The following is a 16,397-nucleotide window of genomic DNA, read 5'->3' as shown; positions in this document are numbered from 1 at the left end:
CGTCCACAAAACGGCCACCAGACTGTCATCACCAGCTTCTAGGATGCGCATCGACTTGCCTTTCCTTTATTCGAATCGGAGTTGAATCGTGGCTATTTCCAGACCTCTTCCGGCCCTCGTTTTGGCCGGCTTCGCTCTATTTCTAGCCGGCTGTGGTAGTGATAGTGACAACGACAACCCGGCATCGGGGACCAAACCACTGCGGTTGCAGGTGCTGCACACCAATGATCATCACTCCTATTTCGAGGGACAGAGCTACGACCTGAGCCTGGACTACGACTCAGCCCTGGTCGGTGCTGAAACCGTACGTGTTGACCTCGGCGGCTTTCCACGCATCGCCACCGCTATAGATGAGTACCGCGACGATCACACCCTGGTCCTCAACAGCGGCGAGTTGAACGGCACCCTCTACTTCAGCCTGTTCAAGGGCGAGGTGGATTTCAAAGTGTTCAATGCTATCGGCCTGGACGCCTACGAGTTGGGCAATCATGAGTTCGACGAGGGTGAAGCGCATCTTGCCGAGCTGCTGAAGACGGTCAATTTCCCGGTGATCGCCGGCAATGTTCACCCCACTGCGGACAGCCCGCTGTTTGGTTCCGATATCGCGCCCTACGTTGTCAAGGAGATCGACGGCGAGAAAGTGGCGATCATCGGCGTTCTCAAGGTGGAGAAGACACAGGAATCCTCCCTGGTCACCGACGCCGTGGAATTCGACGACGAAATCACCTCGGTACGCGAACACATCTACGCTCTGAAAGACGAAGGCATCAACAAATTCATCGTACTCAGCCATCTGGGCTACGACTTCGATCAGGAACTGGCCGCCAGCGTCCGTGATATCGACCTGATCGTCGGCGGTGACACCCACGACATTCTCGACGCCACCGGCGAGTTCGAAGCCCTGGGGCTGGATGTGGATGGCGACTACCCCACGGTAGTGAACAACCCGGACGGGCAGCCGGTTTATATCGTTCAGGCTTGGGAGTACGCCAAAGGGCTGGGCAAACTGGAAGTCAACTTCGACGCCGATGGGGTTATCACCGACATCAGCGGAAATGTGGAACTCCTGGTCGGCAAGGATTATCAAGTGAAGGATGCCAGCGACGCCTGGGTGGCGGCCAGCAGCGAACAGGCGATGCAAATCAATAGCGTGATCGACGGACTGGCCACGGTGCGGGTCGCGGAGGAATCTCAGGCCATTCTCGACATTCTCACACCATACAAGGCGGAGATGGAGAGCTTCAAACAGGAAACCCTGGGACAAGTGGCCCAGTATATGCCGTTCGAGCGTATCCCCACGCCGTTCCCTGCCGGTGCAACGCCCACAGGCAGCTATGCCGCCCAGGTAGTAGCCGACGCCTTCCTCACTTACCTGCCGAAGGCCGATGTGGCGATCCAGAATGCCGGCGGTGTGCGCGCCCCGCTCGAGGACGGGGAATTCACCGTGGCGGACGCCTACAATATCCTGCCGTTCTCCAACACCGTGGTCACCATCGATATGACCGGCGCGGACATCGTCAAAGTGCTCAACGAAGCACTCGACTACGCCCAGGGTATCTCTGCCTCCACCGGTGCCTTCCCCTATTCCGCCAACCTGCGCTACGACGTGGTGCTCGGTGCGCCGGCCGGCACCGGCATTCAGAACGTGGAAGTAAGGGATGAAAGCGGAACCTGGGCCCCCATCGACAACGGCGCTGTCTATTCCGTGGCCACCAACTCTTTCACCGGGCTCGGTAAGGACGGCTACGACACTTTCGGTGAAGTGCAAGAGGCCAACCCGGAGGCCTTCGAGAATTCCGACGTGGCCTATGTGGTGCCACTTCTGGAGTACTTTCGGGAGGAACTGCCGGGCAACACATTGCCGGCGCTGGATCCGGACCTTTACTGCCTGAAGTCCGTAACCCAGCAATAAGCATCAAACCCGGAGCCGAGTGCCAGCTGCCCGGCTCCGTCGTTCAGGACAGATACCCGTAGGCTTCCGCCTGAGCCGACAGCCAGAACAGCAGGCCGACCCCGGCAGCCAGCCCCAGCGCCACGAACACCAGAAAGCTCACCCGCTCACCCGGCGTCATATGCCGCACGCCTTCCAACGTACCGGGCCGCACCAGGATGTAAAACAGCCCCATCCCCGCCAGGAAAGGTCCACCGATGGTCTTCCACCAGGAATAGGACACCACGGACGCGCCGGCGGCAAGCGCCTGCAACGTATCGCGAACGTAATAGACGCTCCACCCCAGCCCGAGTGCCAAAAACACCAGCCCGACGATCAAAGCCCCTTTTTTCGGATCCGGCGTCTTCGCCTGAACCGGTGCTTCCGGCACGTGACGGGCCGGATCCTGGGCGATTTCCATGGCCCGTTGATGAGCTTTCTGGCGACTACGATGGCGAACCAGGGAGACAATACCCGAGAGCAGCATCAATCCTCCCATCGCCAGCATGCCGAGCACCACGCCCTGATCGCCGAAACGCTGATACAACCAACCGGTACGCTCTTCCGCCGTGGCCGGCTCGCCCCAATGCACCAAGGCAAACACCATGAACGCTATACCAAAAACAGACAGGATCAGGGATCGGGCTACCGCCAACATGAGATTACACCGAGGAGTCCAAAAAAGAGGGGCTCAACCTACCCAGCCATGATAGCCGGGTCAATGACTCACATCGCCAGGGTCCAATCCAACAGAGCGTCGATGGGACCTTTGTCCCATTTTCTTGATCAATGGTGCTCTTCTCCACCGAAAGCACCCCGTGCCGTCTTTCAATACTAGCGGGCAACCACTCAGCACAAGTTAACCCCTCCATGTTGCGGGACTATCAGAAAAGGCAGCGCCTCCCTCGGGATACCCAGGAAGGGTGCGCATAGGCCCAATACTGCCCAGGAGCCCCCATGTCACGGCTGTTCAGCAATACGGAACTGGAAGACATTGCCCAACCTCCGGAAGCTCATGCTATTGAGGCATTGCGACGCGGTGACCTTGCCGAGGTCCGAGTACGCCTTAAAGAAATGGCGCGTGGTCATGCTGGCCTGGACGCGTTGTCCTGCCATGCCCTGGCCCGCAAAGCGGGAAAGTTGCGACAGGATTTTGGCGAGCAACGGGCCCTTGAAGCACTACGGGAGATTGGCACGCAGTTGATGGCCACCTGGATCGAGCAGTGGCGTCAGGGTGATGCTCAGGGAGCCATTCAGGATCTGGTGGCCGTATTCCGCCACCAGGTCGGCGCCGGGTTGATTCCTATAAAGGAAGAGGCCGATACGGTAACACTGGAACTCGCCCCCTGCGGTAGTGGAGGACGGCTCGACCGCCAGGGCCTGCCCGAACGTCACCCTCAGGCCTACGGTGATTGGGGTGACGGCATCAACAGCCTCTGTCAGGCCTGCAAGGCCAACCAGGCGGCGCTCAACGACGCGCTGGGCGAACCAGTGTGGACCAGTGAAAAGGGGTCCGACGGACATTGCACGCTGCGTTTTTCCAAGGGCGCCCAATGTGGGCAAACCCTGTTCTCCGATGAGCAACGGGTATCCATAACACGAACCCGCATCCGCCAGGCCGAAGACAAACTGGATCAGGGCGACACCGACATAGAAGCCCTGCTTGATGGGCAACGTAAGGAATGGATGCCTTGGCATGACTTCGGCGTGGTCTGGCTGGCGCATTTCTACGCCGTCGCGTTGGAACTCGGTGGCGCCGACTACCTCGATGAAATGTTGGCGGAAACCTATGAGCCGGCCTTCGTCGCTGGCTTCCCCGCCTACGCCGCCCTCGACGACGAAGCTCTCGCCCGAGAGATCGCCCGCACCTGGAACTACCACTGCGCCGACTTCCAACTCAGCGAAGAAGACGATCGCTTTGTCTTTACGCTGGACCCCTGCGGCAGCGGTGGACGCCTGTTCCGGGGCACGGTGTGGCGGGACATGTTCCAGTATGGCCGACCTTTGTCGCCCATCATGTCCGATCCGCACCGAATCAATTTCCTGCGCGAGGACGCTCCCTCCTATTGCACTCACTGCGCGGCCTCCAACCGGGCTCAGTTAAGCCGTCTGTCCGACGCCAAGGTGCCGCTCTTCTTCGTTATCGACGGCCATGCTCAACAGCGTCCCGGCATGCCCTGCCGCACCTATGTCTATAAGCATAAGGCACGCAGAGCCGACGTGGATCCCGCGCTACTGCGGCAGGTTGGTCTGACCCCGCCCTCCTCGGCGAAAACAAGGAATCCGTCATGAACCACTCCAGTGACCGCCGCGGCGTGGCGTTGGTGACCGGCACCAGCGGCGGCATCGGCGGGGCCATCGCCCTGCACCTGGCCCGACAGGGTTGGGACCTGGCGCTATTCGACCAAACGGCACCACCGCCGGCACTGCTCGATAAACTTGATGAACACGGCACCCACATCCATGCGGTTACCGCTGATCTGTGCGACGAAGCCGCCATCCCTGGCGCGGTGGAGCAATGCCTGGAACGTCTTGGTCCCGTGGATTGCCTGGTCAATAACGCCGGCCTCACCGCCCAGATTGCGCCGTTGGAGAAAATTACATCCGACGCCTGGCAGAAGGAACTGACGGTAAATCTGTCCGCGCCACTGCGGCTGATCCAGGCGGTCATTCCGTCCATGAGGCAACGGCAATGGGGCCGAATCGTCAATATTTCGTCCATGGCCGCACGGGGAGGTCTCTATCAGCAGACCGGCTACGCCGCCACCAAAACCGGCCTGCTGGGACTAACCCGCAACGTGGCACTGGAGTGCGCCCGCGACGGCATTACCTGCAACGCGATACTGCCCGGTCTGGTGGAAACCCCCGCCGTGCGCAACATGCCGCCACTGATCATGAACGATACCGTTTCGCTGGTCCCCGCCCGCCGCCTCGGCAAACCAGACGAAATCGCCGCTCTGGCGGGCTTTCTGTGCAGTAACGAAGCCGGTTTTATCAACGGCGCCGAAATCGATATCGACGGCGGAGCACGTCTTTGTCCCGTTGTATTGGGCAGCCAGCGGGCTATCGCCGAACGTCACGCCCTGGCATCGGGAGGCATAAGTCCGTCCGATGCGTAAGCGGATACGGTTCTCTCCGCAACCACTGCATAACCGGTTAAACACACGCTCACCATCCACCAGCAATCAGTCCTATAAGAACAAGGAGATGACGATCATGTTGACCTTCAAACACGCCCTGCTCACCGTGATGACCAGCATCCTGCTCGGCCTCGGCGCAGCACCCTCCAATGTCGAAGCCCGTGAGCTCCGCTACGCCATCGGGCAACCCCCGAAAGCCCTGCCCGTGGTCGCCGGTCAGGCCTTCGCCAAAGCCGTGGGTGACTACACCGAGGGCGATCTCACCGTTAAGGTTTACGCTCTGTCACTGTTGAGCATGGCGGAAACCTCCGCCGGCCTTCGTGACGGCATCGCCGATGTGGGCTTTGTCCTGACCCCCTATTTCCCGGCTGAATATCCGCACAACAACATGCTGACCGAAGCGTCCATGATCCTGCAGTTGCTGGAAGAGGATGTTACCGGCCGCGAAGGTATGGCTTTCATTCCCGCGCTGTCCGAGTACATCTTTCAACACTGCGAGGAATGCCTGGAAGAGTTCAAGGCGCAAAATCAGGTGTTTACCGGCTTGGTCGGCGGCTCGTCTTATGGCCTGGTCTGTAACACTCCGATTACCAACCAGGCCGATATGGCCGGTAAACGATTCCGGGTAGGCGCCGCCAACTGGTCCCGCTGGGTCAAGGAGATGGGCGGTACGCCCATCACCATGTCCGCCAATGAGATGCTGGAAGCGCTCAGTCAGGGCGTAGTGGATTGCATCGTGCTCTCCACACCTGAAATCGACAATTTTGGTCTTGCCGAAGCGGTGACCGATATCTCCATGGGGGCTCCCGGCGGCATCTTCAGTACCGCCGGGCAAAACGTCAACCGCCAGGTCTGGCAAAAGCTGAGCGATGATCAGCGGGGAGCCATATTACGCGCCGCCGCCGTCCCCGCCGCCATGGTGCCTTACAGCTATCACGAAAGGGAGAAGGAGATCCTCGACCGATTGCGGAAGAAAGGCATCAAGGTACATGATCTCGACCCTTCTCTTCTGGTCAAATCCGAGGCGTTCATCGCGCAGGACATAGACACCATTTCCGAGTACTACGCGGAGAAACATGGCGTAAAAAATGGTGCCAAGATGCTCAAGGATTTCCGCGCCATTCTGGAAAAATGGGTTGGGCTGACACAGGGAGTGGATTCCCTGGAGCAGTATCAGGAGCTCTACTGGAACGAGGTGTTTTCAAAAGTGGATCCATCCACTTATGGCATGAAATAAGCACAAGCCGCGTGAGATAAAGGAGAAAAACAGTGGAAAAGGTTCAGTCAAATAGCATAAGCGGCACCGAACTTCTGGCGCGGCTGGAGGCGTTCATGCGCGATGAAGTGTCCCCCGTGGAGCACCTCTATAAAGAACAGAGCCAGGGAGAAAACCGCTACCGCACGCCCCAAATCGTTCAGGATCTGAAAACCAAAGCCAAGACCGCGGGGTTATGGAACCTGTTCCTGCCTGGAGAACACGGCGCTGGGCTGAGCAATCTCGAATACGCCCCTCTCGCCGAATGTATGGGCCGGGTGCTTTGGGCCTCCGAAGTATTCAACTGCTCGGCACCAGACACCGGCAACATGGAGGTACTTTCCATGTACGGTTCCGAGGAACAGAAACGGGAATGGCTGACACCGCTTCTCAATGGCGAAATCCGTTCCGGTTTCTCGATGACCGAACCGGAAGTGGCCTCTTCCGATGCCACCAACATTCGTTGCGAGATCCGTCGTAACGGCGACCACTATGTCATCAATGGGCGAAAATGGTTCACCTCCGGCGCCATGAACGAGGATTGCAGGATTCTGATCGTCATGGGCAAGACCGACCCCGATGCCGAAGTGCATAAGCAGCAATCCATGATTCTCGTTCCCAAGGACACCCCGGGGCTGCATATCGTTCGGGATCTCACTGTTTTCGGCTATGACGATGCTCCGGTGGGCCACCCCGAGATCATTTATGACAACGTCCGGGTTCCCGCAAGCAATCTGATTCTGGGCGAGGGCCGCGGCTTCGAAGTCGCCCAGGGGCGTCTCGGCCCCGGCCGGATCCACCACTGCATGCGATTGATCGGTTGCGCCCAGCGGGCCCTGGAAATGATGTGTAAAAGGGCGAATTCGCGCTCCGCGTTTGGGCAGCTTCTGGCCGACCACGGCTCGGTACGCGAAGACATTGGCCGTTCCTTCACCGAGATCGAACAGGCCCGACTGCTCACACTACGGGCAGCGGAAAAAATGGATCAGGTGGGCAACAAATCGGCCCGGGATTTGATTGCCGCCGCCAAGATCGCGGTACCGAGCATGGCGTGCACCGTCATTGATCGCGCCATCCAGATCCACGGCGGCATGGGGGTCACCCAGGATACCTTCCTCGCCGAAGCCTACGTCTATGCCCGCTTCATGCGTATGGGCGACGGGCCGGATCAAGTGCATTTGAATCAGCTGGGCCGCACTCTGCTCAAACGCTACGCGGTCTAACGGACGGGATATGGAGACCAATATGAAAAGCGCCCCGCCGCTGAACCTTACCCGGCTAGGAAGCTGGCTTGAACGGCACGTCACCGGCTTTCATAATTTGCGCGAGGCCCAACCAATAATCGGGGGAAACTCCAATCCGATCTGGAAGCTCCAGGCCGATAGCGGCGCTTATGTTCTACGCACCCAGCCAGCCGGAGAGCTTCTGCAATCCGCCCATGCACTGGATCGCGAATACCGTGTCATTTCGGCACTGCAGAACGGTGCTATTCCAGTCGCGCCCGTTCATGTTCTATGCGATGACCCCGACGTCATCGGCGTCCAGTTCTATTTGATGGATTTTCTCGAAGGAAGCGTGTTCCGGGATCCTGCGCTGCCCGGAAAATCAAACGCCGAACGCGCCGCCGTTTTCGATGCCGCCATCGATATGCTCGGCCGGATCCATAGTGTTGAGGTGAAGGCCGTCGGACTTGCCGATTTTGGCCGTCAAGGCAACTACTTCGAACGACAGTTGTATCGCTGGTCAAAACAGGTCGCGACGGCACTTCCCGATGGCGACCCCACACTGGATGCTCTGATCGACAAACTGCAGCGGCTTCTACCCCAAAACAGCCCGAGCACCGTTCTTCTGCACGGTGATTCACGGCTGGACAATCTGATGTTCTCCGGCGAGAACCGGATCCTCGCCGTGCTGGACTGGGAGCTATCGACGCTGGGCGACCCATTGGCGGACCTCGGCCAGTTTCTCGCCGTCCTGGATCTGCCTCCGGATTATTTATTACCCGGATTGCGAGGGCTGGATCGCGCCGCTCTCGGAATTCCTTCCGAAGCGTCGATGATCTCCCGTTATTTCGAGGCAACCCATCACCCTTATACCGACCTGAGGTTCTATAAGGCTTTCGCACTTTTCCGGCAGGCGGCCATGTCCGCCGGCCTGCGGCGGCGCGCGCTGCTCGGCACCGCGGTCTCGGACCAAGCGCTGGCCTTCGGTAACAGTCTGGACGTGTTCGCCCGTCTCGGCCTTGAGACACTAAGCGGCCGCTAATCCGTGAACGGCGGCCCGGGCATGACACCCGGCGAACGCCGTCATACTGAACTCAGTGCTGGGGCAACGCCATTTAACGGTATGTCACCCAGTCGCGGCCCAGTACTTCAAGATGCGTAACATCGTTGAAGCCGCTGAAAATCAGCTGTTCACCTTTGCTTATCAAGCGGGTCACCGACGCATTGTAGATCGGATTGTGGAGACGCAGAACATGCTCATCCGGCAGATCCAGCAACGTCTGGGTAATCGCGGCGATCACCCCACCCGATGTCACCACCATGGCGCTCTGGCCGGCACCGAGCCGCTTCGCGACCCTTAAAGCTGCCTGCAGAACACGGCTACGAAAGTCGGTCCAGCGGGTCCCTTCGCCGCGACCATGACCTGCCACCCAGGACACGAAGGCCTGCTCAAAAAGACGCTGAAATTCCCGCCTGGGGTGTTCTTGTTTCGACACATGTTCCGCCAGCGACGCATGACTCGAGAACTGCGGGAACGCCGGTACGAACATATCTTCGTGGCGATACTCATCGAAGTCCCCATCTTTCTCCAACGATGTCGACCATTGTGCCGCCACCGCGGCATACCGAGCCGTCTCGCTCTGACGCTTCAGATTGCCGGACACAATGATGTCGGGTGAAATACCCCGGCGCTGTAGAGCCAGTCCGGTTTCACCGGCTTGCGCCACCCCGAGCTCCGAAAGCTTGTCGTAATCTCCATCCAGCAAGCTCGCCTGTCCATGGCGAACCATGAAAATACGTCCCATGAAATACACTGCCCCTATTGCGGCGATTCCGCCCGTTTAATGAGGTTATTCTTTGTCATACACGGATGAGAAGAATTTTCGCATCCCGCGGACCCAGCGGTCCGTATCCTGGGCCCGGCGCACCATCTGCTCACGGACCGCCTTATGGGGCAGTATCAGAAAGCGATCTTCCAGCACCCCATCAATGGCCACCTGCGCCACCTGGTCCGGGCTGAGCAGCCCTTCGCCCATGGCGTCCTGTCGGGCCGCGCTTTCAGCGCGAAACAGCGGCGTATCCACGCCGCCGGGGCACAGGCAACTGACGCCGATCCCCTGATCCCCGTAGGTTATGGAAAGCCACTCGGCGAAGGCCACCGCTGCGTGTTTGGTTACCGCGTAGGGCGCATCAAACTGGGACAGCAACCCCGCCGCCGAGGCCACGTTGAGGAAGTACCCTGATCCTCTTTCCAGCATGCCGGGCAGCAGCCGTTTCGCGCATTCCACATGCGCCATTACGTTTACCTGCCAGATCCGAAGCCACTCCTGCTCGAAAATATCGACGCCACCGCGCACGGTAATGCCCGCATTGGAACAAAACAGATCCACCGGCCCGTCCTGCTCGGCCATCTCGATCAAACGCGCCATCGACACCGGGGATCCCACATCGACCTGACAAGCCCGCCCGTTGATTTCGTCCGCCACGGCCATGGCGGCGGATTCGTCCCGGTCCGCAACGACAACGCTGGCAGCCCCATGCCGGGCGAAGGCTCGGGCCAACGCCCGACCGATACCGCTGCCTCCCCCGGTGACAATGATATTGGCGCCACTGATTCTCATTGAATTCTCCCGCTCCGATTACGATAAGAACGCCGCAACGGCGCCCTACATCAAAGCCACGGACAAGCCGCCGTCTACCACCAGGCTGGCTCCGGTTACGAACGCCGAGGCCGGAGATGTCAGGTAGAGGGCTGCATAGCCGATCTCCTCGGGCCGGCCAAGACGGGGCAGGCACATCGTCCGATACATTTTACCCCTGTCCTCGTCGCTGTACTTTTCCGCCAGCTGAGTCTCGAACAAACCGGGCAGTATCGTGTTCACGCGGATACCGTCCTCGCCGTACTCCAGGGCAAAGGAACGGCTCATACCGATCAGGGCTGTTTTCAATGTCGAGTAAAGCGCCAACCCTTTGTCCGGATGTAACGCCGCCACCGAGGCCACGTTGATGATGCTGCCGCCATTTTTCATCTTCATCAGACGGGTGGCGGCCACGGACATATACCAGTACCCCTGAAGATCCACCTCTACTGTCTTTCGGAACAAGCCCGGATCAGTGTCTTCAATCGAGCGCAAAGGACTCAGTACCGCATTGTTGACTAGAATATCCAAACCGCCATGAACATCACCGAGATGGGCTTCCATGGTGTCGATCTCTTCCAGTTTGCCTATGTGGCAGGGATGCGCTTCCGCGCTCAGACCTTCTTCCTTGAGTGCCTTCACCACCGACTGGCATTCATCGGGTTTGCGGCTGCTGATCACCACATGGGCTCCGGCCCCGGCCAACACCTTGGCGGTCGCCAGGCCGAGCCCCTTGGTGGACCCGGTAATCAGTGCCACTTTGCCGTCCAGACGAAACATTCGAGAAGGATCCGTCACGCTCTTCCTCCTGTATCAAGCCACCGCCCGGATAGCGGTAACCGGGATCAGATTAGCATTACAGCCAATCAGCAAACTTGTGCCGAGCGGTCAGCGTCTCGACTCAAGTTGCTGATGGGAGGACCTGTCATGCTCAGGGGGGATTGCTTGGCGCCAAAGCGCAAAAGAAGGTACCTTGCGCAGAATATAGAAGAGGACCTCAACCCATGCCCAAGAAGGAAGACCTCGCCCGCCTTACGCCAGCGGAGAGCAAACCGGATCCACACAGCGCGTCCATGGCTATCGTCCGTGATGTTATCCGGGGGCTTTATGAAGGCCGCTACGTTCCCGGCCAGCGGTTGGTGGAACCGGATCTGGTGAAGCACTATGGGGTGGGCAGAAGCACCGTTCGCGAGGCCCTCAAACAATTGACCGCGGACGGCATCGTCGTCTCCTACGCATTCCGTGGCGCGCGTATCCGCGAACTGACCCGCCGCGAGGCCTCCAATCTGTTCGCTATTACCGAAGTGATGCTGGGCCTGGTCGCCCGACAGGCCGCCGCCAACATGGACAGCAAGGAAAAAAAGGAGCGACTTGAAACGCATTTCCAGGCGATCGCCAATCATTCTGAAGGCGACGGTCATTTCGCGTTTTTGCAGCACCGCAACCGCTATTTTCGAGCCCTGGTCGATATCGGTGAGAACGAAGAGATACTCCGCATTCTGCCGCGCCTTCAAGTGCATTTGATCAGGAACCGCTCTATTCTGGCGCCCGCCGAAAGAGTCCGGGGATACCGCGGTATTACCCGCGCCGTTCTTCGCGGCGACGCCGAGAAAGCCGAAAAAATCACCCGTCATTACATTGCCCGGATCGCGTCATCCACCCTACCTTTTTTTCCGGAGTAATCCGACTCAATGCGCCTCGCTCACCAGGCAGGGCAGGATGAAACGGACGTAGAGGCGGAGACGATCTTCAGATCCCGGGAGCCCAGCCGGATGGAGCGTGGCTTCAGACCGAAAGTTTTACGGATCGAATGGCTGAAGTGACTGGAATCAGGGTAACCCAGATCAAATGCCAGGTCGGTCAAACTGCCAGTGCGGTTGGCATGGTAGAGAAAGGCGCGCGCCCGCTTCCACATTCGATGATTACGAAACGATGTTCCCGTTTCCTCTTTGAACAAGTGCAGAAAGCGCGACGCTGACAACCCGATACCACGTGCGTATTCGGCGGCCGACAGCTCATTTCGCCACGCCTCTGTAATGAAGTCATCCAGCGCAGCCTCAATACGAGGATCCAGAACCCGGCCGTCGATGCTGTACCCCATGACCAAGTGATCAAACCTTTGCGGGCTCAACGATTCCGCATCGGGCACAGCCCGCAACCGATGGGGCGCCTGCCGAATCCGGGTCACCAGATCGTTATGCTCTCCGGGGCGGTTTAAACGCTCCATCACTTTCGACAGGGCACCGGCCGACACATGCTCGGGTTCGATTAGAATGTTGATAATCTTGCCGCACGAAGACATCACTTGATGGGGGCAATAAGGCGGAAGCAACGCCAGCGCTCTGTCCTCCCAGGGCTGGTTGCCAACCTTAAGCTGAAAGCCACCTTCAGGGGCCACATAGAGACTGGCCGCCCCCATTCGGCGAGCGCGCATTCGGCGCCCCACCAGGCCGAGATAGAACACCCTGTCCTGGGTGACGAACATGATTTTTTCTTCATCGATGTTGTTCTGCATATCTGCGTCCCCACCATCGAGAAACTCAGGAACGGGCCGGACCTGGCCACACTGAGATGACTTCACGTTTTTTTCGGACTTTGAAAATTAGGCTCCGCTCTTAATATTGTCAACCTTTTCGTCTGACGATTTTAAAAATGAAACATACCCTTGCGACGCCAGCCCCACCGGGGTATTGCGTGATCGCAAAGCCGAAATCACGCTCTTACGCCCATGCGACCGCTCACGGGACTCAACTGGCAAGGAAATTCAGCTTGGATCAAGGGCACCCGGCGAGGAGTGCCCCTTGCTCAGAAACGCGGCTCCGTCACCACCTCGGTGCGCACCGAATTGGCAATGAAGCACTCCTCATGGGCCAGATGATGCAGTTTTTCGATCTGCTCCGGCGAAGGCCGGCGATCGCCGGAGAACACCACCCGGGGACGCAATGTCACCCGGGCCACCGCCAACTTGCCAGCCCCATTCTCCGCCATCACACCGACAGCCTCGTCGATGTAGCGATCCACCACATAGCGCCGCTTGGCGGCGATGCCCAGGAACACCAGCATGTGACAACTGGACAACGCCGCCACGAACGCCTCCTCCGGATCCACGTTCTCGGCCACCGAATACGGCAACGGCACGATGTGCGGCGACGCCGATGCCGGCACCGTCACCCCGCCGTCGAACATCCATTCATGGGCGCGGCTGTAATGGTTATCGCTGAAGGCTTCCCGGTCCTGGCGGCGCCATTGAATGGTGGCGCTGTATTCGGCCATCTCTCCTCCTGACGGGATTATGGATACTCGCTTTGACCCTGCACTGTATTACTCGACACACTCGAACGACGATGCCGACATCGGGTCACCACCGTCCACATAACGGGGCCACGCCGGATAGTCGCATAGCGGCCGGGTGCGGCCCGGTGCGCCGATCAGGTCCATGGTGACCTGATTTTCAGGCTCCACATCCTGCTCCACCCAGTTTTCCAGGGCGGTCAGGGAATCCCAGGTGGCGTGGAAATGCGAGCTGGCGCCGTGGCCGAATCCCGGGATTTCGTAATAGCGCACAAAGGAATCCACCTTTTCCTGCCCCATCTGCTCCAACAGCCGCTGGTAGTAGATTTCCGTGGCCCGGGAGCTGACCAGCACATCCGACAGCCCATGCGCCAGCAACAGCTTGCCACCCCGGTCGGCGAAGGCCGAGATATCGGTGCCGGAATTAAGCATACCGCTCAGTTCGCTGATCCGTTCCGCGTACTGCTGCTCTGGGTTGATCGGGTCCAACTCAAAGGAATTGAAATCCGCGTCACCCGCCACCGAATACTTCACCCACTGATCCACCAGCACGCTCAGGTAAGGCGCGTTGCGGGGCATATCCGGCTGCACCGGCTGCGCGGTTCCCAATGCGAGAAAGACCACCGTGGGCTGCACCGGCGTATCGATGGTGGTGATGCCAAGATCCGCGCCCCAGACGTTGCTGCCGGGATAGCCGGTTTCGCCGCTGGCCAGCGGAAAATTGAAGTCGACGCCGTCATTCATGGCGTTCAACGCCTCAATCTGAGCGTCGGACAGGCAATGGTCGCCGTCGTCGGCGCCACCCGGACAACGCAGATCATTGCCACCCACCATCGCGGTCGCCGGATCAAAGGTCTCGTTGCATTGACGCTGGTCACTGATCAGGCCGTCCTCGACCCCATCCAACGCATCGCAGGCTTCCAGGGAAGCATCGAGTAATGTCTGGCGTTCGCCAGAATCCGGGTAAGCACCGGGTTCCGCCAGAGCCCGGCTGAGGTATTGCCCGGCAAGCAGCGCGGCCACGTTGTTCCAGGCCGGATACCAGGCGATGGCGCCATCCCAATCGTCCGGCCAGCGCTGGATGTTGGTCAGCGCCTCACGGCCACCGGTGGAGCCGCCGGCAAAATAGCTTTGGGTTGGTTCGCTGGCGTAGCGCTTCTCGATCACAAAGATAGCCGCATCACGGGTTTTCTTCAGCGCCTCGCCGGAAAAGTTGCGCACCGCCTCGTCATTCAAACCCCAGCGACCATCTTGGGAACCGTACTCATTGGCCTGGTGCCCGGAATCGCTGGCGAAGGTGGCGTAGCCCCGGCCCAGCGGCGTCGGCTGATCCGGTGCCCCCTGGGATATATCGCCGGTGATCGCCGGAATAGAGCCATTGAAACCGCCACCGCCAAACATCAGCACTTTCGAATTCCACTCGGTGGGCAACGCCACCTTGAATTGAATGTCCGGCGCTTGCGGATCCACCGGCGCAATGCGCCCCGACACCAGGCAATGCTCCGGCACCGCCGCCGCGCCAGCACCGCTGGCCTCGACCACTTCCGCCGCCGTTACCTCACCGCCGGAGGTGGATAATTCCATGGCGTCGGCCGGAATCGCCAAGCCGACCAGCTGATCACAGGACATCGGCCGTTGCGCGTGTGAATCACTACCGTCACCCCCGCAGCTCACAAGAGCGACGGTGGAGATCCCGAATAGCGCCATACCCAGCCTTGTCAGGCCGTTTCTTGTTTTCATGCTGCTCTCCCGGTTTTGTCATTATTTGATGGGTGATACTTGTGTTGTTTACTCCCCCTCGCATGGCCAATTCGATGATGCTGCCGGACAGCAAGCCACGAACAGGGTGTCTGGGGATCATAGGTCTTTTTCGTCGCATGTTCACTCAAACGCCGCAGGCACCGGGCGAGGCCCCGGCTATCCTCGTATTCCGGCGACGATTCTCGCGGTGTCCTTCGAGGGAGGCTGGCCAAATACCCGGGCATACTCGCGGCTGAACTGAGTGGGGCTCTCATAGCCCACTTCGTGGGCGGCGGCGGTGACGCTGTAGCCGGCGGCCACCAACAGCGTGCGCGCCTGAAGCAAGCGTAACTGCTTCTGATACTGTAACGGGCTGAGTGTGGTCACCGCTTTGAAATGACGATGGAACGCGGACACACTCATGGCCGCTTCCTTGGCCAGGTCTTCCATGCGCAAAGGCCGGGCGTAATCCCGGCGCAAACGTTGAATCACCCGATTCATCCGCGCCAGAGCGGTGTCCGGCGTGGCGATATCCCGCAGCATCCAGCCCATCGGCCCTTGCAGCACACGATAGAGGATTTCGCGCTCGTAGGCGGGCGCCAGCGCGGGGATATCATCAGGCCGCGTCATCAGTCGCAGTAACCGCACCCAGGCATCCAGCAACTCCGGCGTCACCGCCGCCACCGAAAAGCCGGTCTCCTGGCCATCCCGCCCGGCAGAATCGGGCAGATCCGAAAGCAGCCCCTCGAGGATCCGCGAATCCAGGGTCAGACTCACGGCCAGATAAGGTTCGCCGGTCGGCGCCGGGCGTACCACCCCCGCCGCGGGGAGGTCTACCGACATGACAAAATAAGTGGCCGGATCGTAGTGCAAGGTTTTCCCGCCCACAGTCATCGACTTACTGCCCTGCAAAACCAGATTGATCATCGGATCGTACACAGCGGCCAGCTGGTGCTCGGGAATGGCGCCCTGGACCATCGCCACCCGAGGGATACCGGTCTCGGTGCGGCGATTTTGTGCATGGGCGGTCAGTGCCCGGAGTTCGTTCAGAGCTTCTTTCATGACTTCATTGGACGCCAGAGACGGGAGCGGCACAAACCGAAAAGCAGAAACAGGCAGGTTTCCGGCAGGAACGGATGGGCCCGTTCTTCGCCACCGTCCTATCTTGCAGGCACGTAA

Annotated in this window: 15 protein-coding genes; 7 read left to right on the top strand and 8 right to left on the bottom strand. The window is 59.5% G+C overall.

Annotation, left to right across the window (positions count from 1 at the left end; genetic code table 11):
- Positions 1-88 precede the first annotated feature (88 nt).
- A complete protein-coding gene (locus MA04_RS08300; RefSeq protein WP_262460089.1) occupies positions 89-1,912 on the top strand; it encodes a bifunctional metallophosphatase/5'-nucleotidase in 1,824 nt (607 codons plus the stop codon).
- Between the two features lie 43 nt (positions 1,913-1,955).
- On the opposite strand, the gene MA04_RS08295 is transcribed toward MA04_RS08300, so the two are convergent.
- Positions 1,956-2,588, bottom strand: a complete 633-nt coding sequence (locus MA04_RS08295) for a hypothetical protein (RefSeq protein ID WP_262460088.1) — start codon at positions 2,586-2,588, stop codon at positions 1,956-1,958.
- Positions 2,589-2,887: 299 nt separating this feature from the next.
- On the opposite strand from MA04_RS08295, the gene MA04_RS08290 reads away from it, so the two are divergent.
- From MA04_RS08290 to MA04_RS08270, 5 genes are all read left to right on the top strand, one after another.
- Positions 2,888-4,222: a hypothetical protein gene (locus tag MA04_RS08290; RefSeq protein WP_262460087.1), complete on the top strand. Its 1,335-nt coding sequence runs from the start codon at positions 2,888-2,890 to the stop codon at positions 4,220-4,222.
- Complete coding sequence (locus tag MA04_RS08285; protein ID WP_262460086.1) at positions 4,219-5,049, top strand: SDR family NAD(P)-dependent oxidoreductase; 831 nt, start codon at positions 4,219-4,221, stop codon at positions 5,047-5,049. The genes MA04_RS08290 and MA04_RS08285 overlap by 4 nt, the downstream gene beginning before the upstream one ends.
- Before the next feature lie 97 nt (positions 5,050-5,146).
- The gene (locus MA04_RS08280) at positions 5,147-6,307 is read left to right on the top strand and encodes a C4-dicarboxylate TRAP transporter substrate-binding protein (protein WP_163125466.1); all 1,161 of its coding nucleotides are present in this window, start codon (positions 5,147-5,149) and stop codon (positions 6,305-6,307) included.
- Between the two features lie 32 nt (positions 6,308-6,339).
- Positions 6,340-7,548, top strand: a complete 1,209-nt coding sequence (locus MA04_RS08275) for an acyl-CoA dehydrogenase family protein (RefSeq protein ID WP_262460085.1) — start codon at positions 6,340-6,342, stop codon at positions 7,546-7,548.
- Positions 7,549-7,570: 22 nt separating this feature from the next.
- Positions 7,571-8,590 (top strand): phosphotransferase family protein, encoded by a 1,020-nt coding sequence (locus MA04_RS08270; RefSeq protein ID WP_163125470.1) that lies wholly within the window; start codon positions 7,571-7,573, stop codon positions 8,588-8,590.
- A 73-nt stretch (positions 8,591-8,663) separates the two neighbouring features.
- On the opposite strand, the gene MA04_RS08265 is transcribed toward MA04_RS08270, so the two are convergent.
- From MA04_RS08265 to MA04_RS08255, 3 genes are read right to left on the bottom strand one after another with little or no spacing between them, the layout of a single operon-like run.
- Complete coding sequence (locus MA04_RS08265) at positions 8,664-9,353, bottom strand: histidine phosphatase family protein (RefSeq protein WP_163125472.1); 690 nt, start codon at positions 9,351-9,353, stop codon at positions 8,664-8,666.
- A gap of 45 nt (positions 9,354-9,398) precedes the next feature.
- Positions 9,399-10,169 carry an SDR family NAD(P)-dependent oxidoreductase gene (locus MA04_RS08260; protein WP_262460084.1) on the bottom strand — a complete coding sequence of 257 codons (771 nt, stop codon included), beginning with the start codon at positions 10,167-10,169 and terminating at the stop codon, positions 9,399-9,401.
- A gap of 45 nt (positions 10,170-10,214) precedes the next feature.
- On the bottom strand, positions 10,215-10,985 hold the full coding sequence (locus MA04_RS08255; RefSeq protein WP_262460083.1) for a glucose 1-dehydrogenase: 771 nt from the start codon (positions 10,983-10,985) through the stop codon (positions 10,215-10,217).
- A 206-nt stretch (positions 10,986-11,191) separates the two neighbouring features.
- Between MA04_RS08255 and MA04_RS08250 the strand changes: the two genes are divergently transcribed.
- Complete coding sequence (locus MA04_RS08250; protein ID WP_262460082.1) at positions 11,192-11,869, top strand: GntR family transcriptional regulator; 678 nt, start codon at positions 11,192-11,194, stop codon at positions 11,867-11,869.
- Positions 11,870-11,889: 20 nt separating this feature from the next.
- Here MA04_RS08250 and MA04_RS08245 read toward each other — a convergent pair whose 3' ends face one another.
- From MA04_RS08245 to MA04_RS08230, 4 genes are all read right to left on the bottom strand, one after another.
- Positions 11,890-12,702: a helix-turn-helix transcriptional regulator gene (locus MA04_RS08245; RefSeq protein WP_262460081.1), complete on the bottom strand. Its 813-nt coding sequence runs from the start codon at positions 12,700-12,702 to the stop codon at positions 11,890-11,892.
- A gap of 290 nt (positions 12,703-12,992) precedes the next feature.
- Entirely contained in the window at positions 12,993-13,460 is a 468-nt protein-coding gene (locus MA04_RS08240; protein ID WP_262460080.1) for an OsmC family protein, read from the bottom strand.
- Between the two features lie 48 nt (positions 13,461-13,508).
- A complete protein-coding gene (locus MA04_RS08235) occupies positions 13,509-15,218 on the bottom strand; it encodes a tannase/feruloyl esterase family alpha/beta hydrolase (protein ID WP_262460079.1) in 1,710 nt (569 codons plus the stop codon).
- 177 nt (positions 15,219-15,395) lie between these two features.
- On the bottom strand, positions 15,396-16,280 hold the full coding sequence (locus tag MA04_RS08230; protein WP_262460078.1) for an AraC family transcriptional regulator: 885 nt from the start codon (positions 16,278-16,280) through the stop codon (positions 15,396-15,398).
- Between the last annotated feature and the right edge of the window lie 117 nt (positions 16,281-16,397).

Source organism: Alloalcanivorax balearicus MACL04 (genome assembly GCF_025532145.1).
Lineage (GTDB): Bacteria > Pseudomonadota > Gammaproteobacteria > Pseudomonadales > Alcanivoracaceae > Alloalcanivorax > Alloalcanivorax balearicus.
The sequence above is the reverse complement of the archived record's forward strand: the minus strand, read 5'-3'. Positions and strand labels throughout refer to the sequence as shown.

Bases quoted from the DNA above. Each gene is read 5' to 3' on its own strand.
- MA04_RS08295 (WP_262460088.1), bottom strand. From the start codon at position 2,588: ATGTTGGCGGTAGCCCGATCCCTGATCCTGTCTGTTTTTGGTATAGCG.
- MA04_RS08290 (WP_262460087.1), top strand. From the start codon at position 2,888: ATGTCACGGCTGTTCAGCAATACGGAACTGGAAGACATTGCCCAACCT.
- MA04_RS08285 (WP_262460086.1), top strand. From the start codon at position 4,219: ATGAACCACTCCAGTGACCGCCGCGGCGTGGCGTTGGTGACCGGCACC.
- MA04_RS08280 (WP_163125466.1), top strand. From the start codon at position 5,147: ATGTTGACCTTCAAACACGCCCTGCTCACCGTGATGACCAGCATCCTG.
- MA04_RS08270 (WP_163125470.1), top strand. From the start codon at position 7,571: ATGAAAAGCGCCCCGCCGCTGAACCTTACCCGGCTAGGAAGCTGGCTT.
- MA04_RS08265 (WP_163125472.1), bottom strand. From the start codon at position 9,353: ATGGGACGTATTTTCATGGTTCGCCATGGACAGGCGAGCTTGCTGGAT.
- MA04_RS08260 (WP_262460084.1), bottom strand. From the start codon at position 10,169: ATGAGAATCAGTGGCGCCAATATCATTGTCACCGGGGGAGGCAGCGGT.
- MA04_RS08250 (WP_262460082.1), top strand. From the start codon at position 11,192: ATGCCCAAGAAGGAAGACCTCGCCCGCCTTACGCCAGCGGAGAGCAAA.
- MA04_RS08245 (WP_262460081.1), bottom strand. From the start codon at position 12,702: ATGCAGAACAACATCGATGAAGAAAAAATCATGTTCGTCACCCAGGAC.
- MA04_RS08240 (WP_262460080.1), bottom strand. From the start codon at position 13,460: ATGGCCGAATACAGCGCCACCATTCAATGGCGCCGCCAGGACCGGGAA.
- MA04_RS08235 (WP_262460079.1), bottom strand. From the start codon at position 15,218: ATGAAAACAAGAAACGGCCTGACAAGGCTGGGTATGGCGCTATTCGGG.
- MA04_RS08230 (WP_262460078.1), bottom strand. From the start codon at position 16,280: ATGAAAGAAGCTCTGAACGAACTCCGGGCACTGACCGCCCATGCACAA.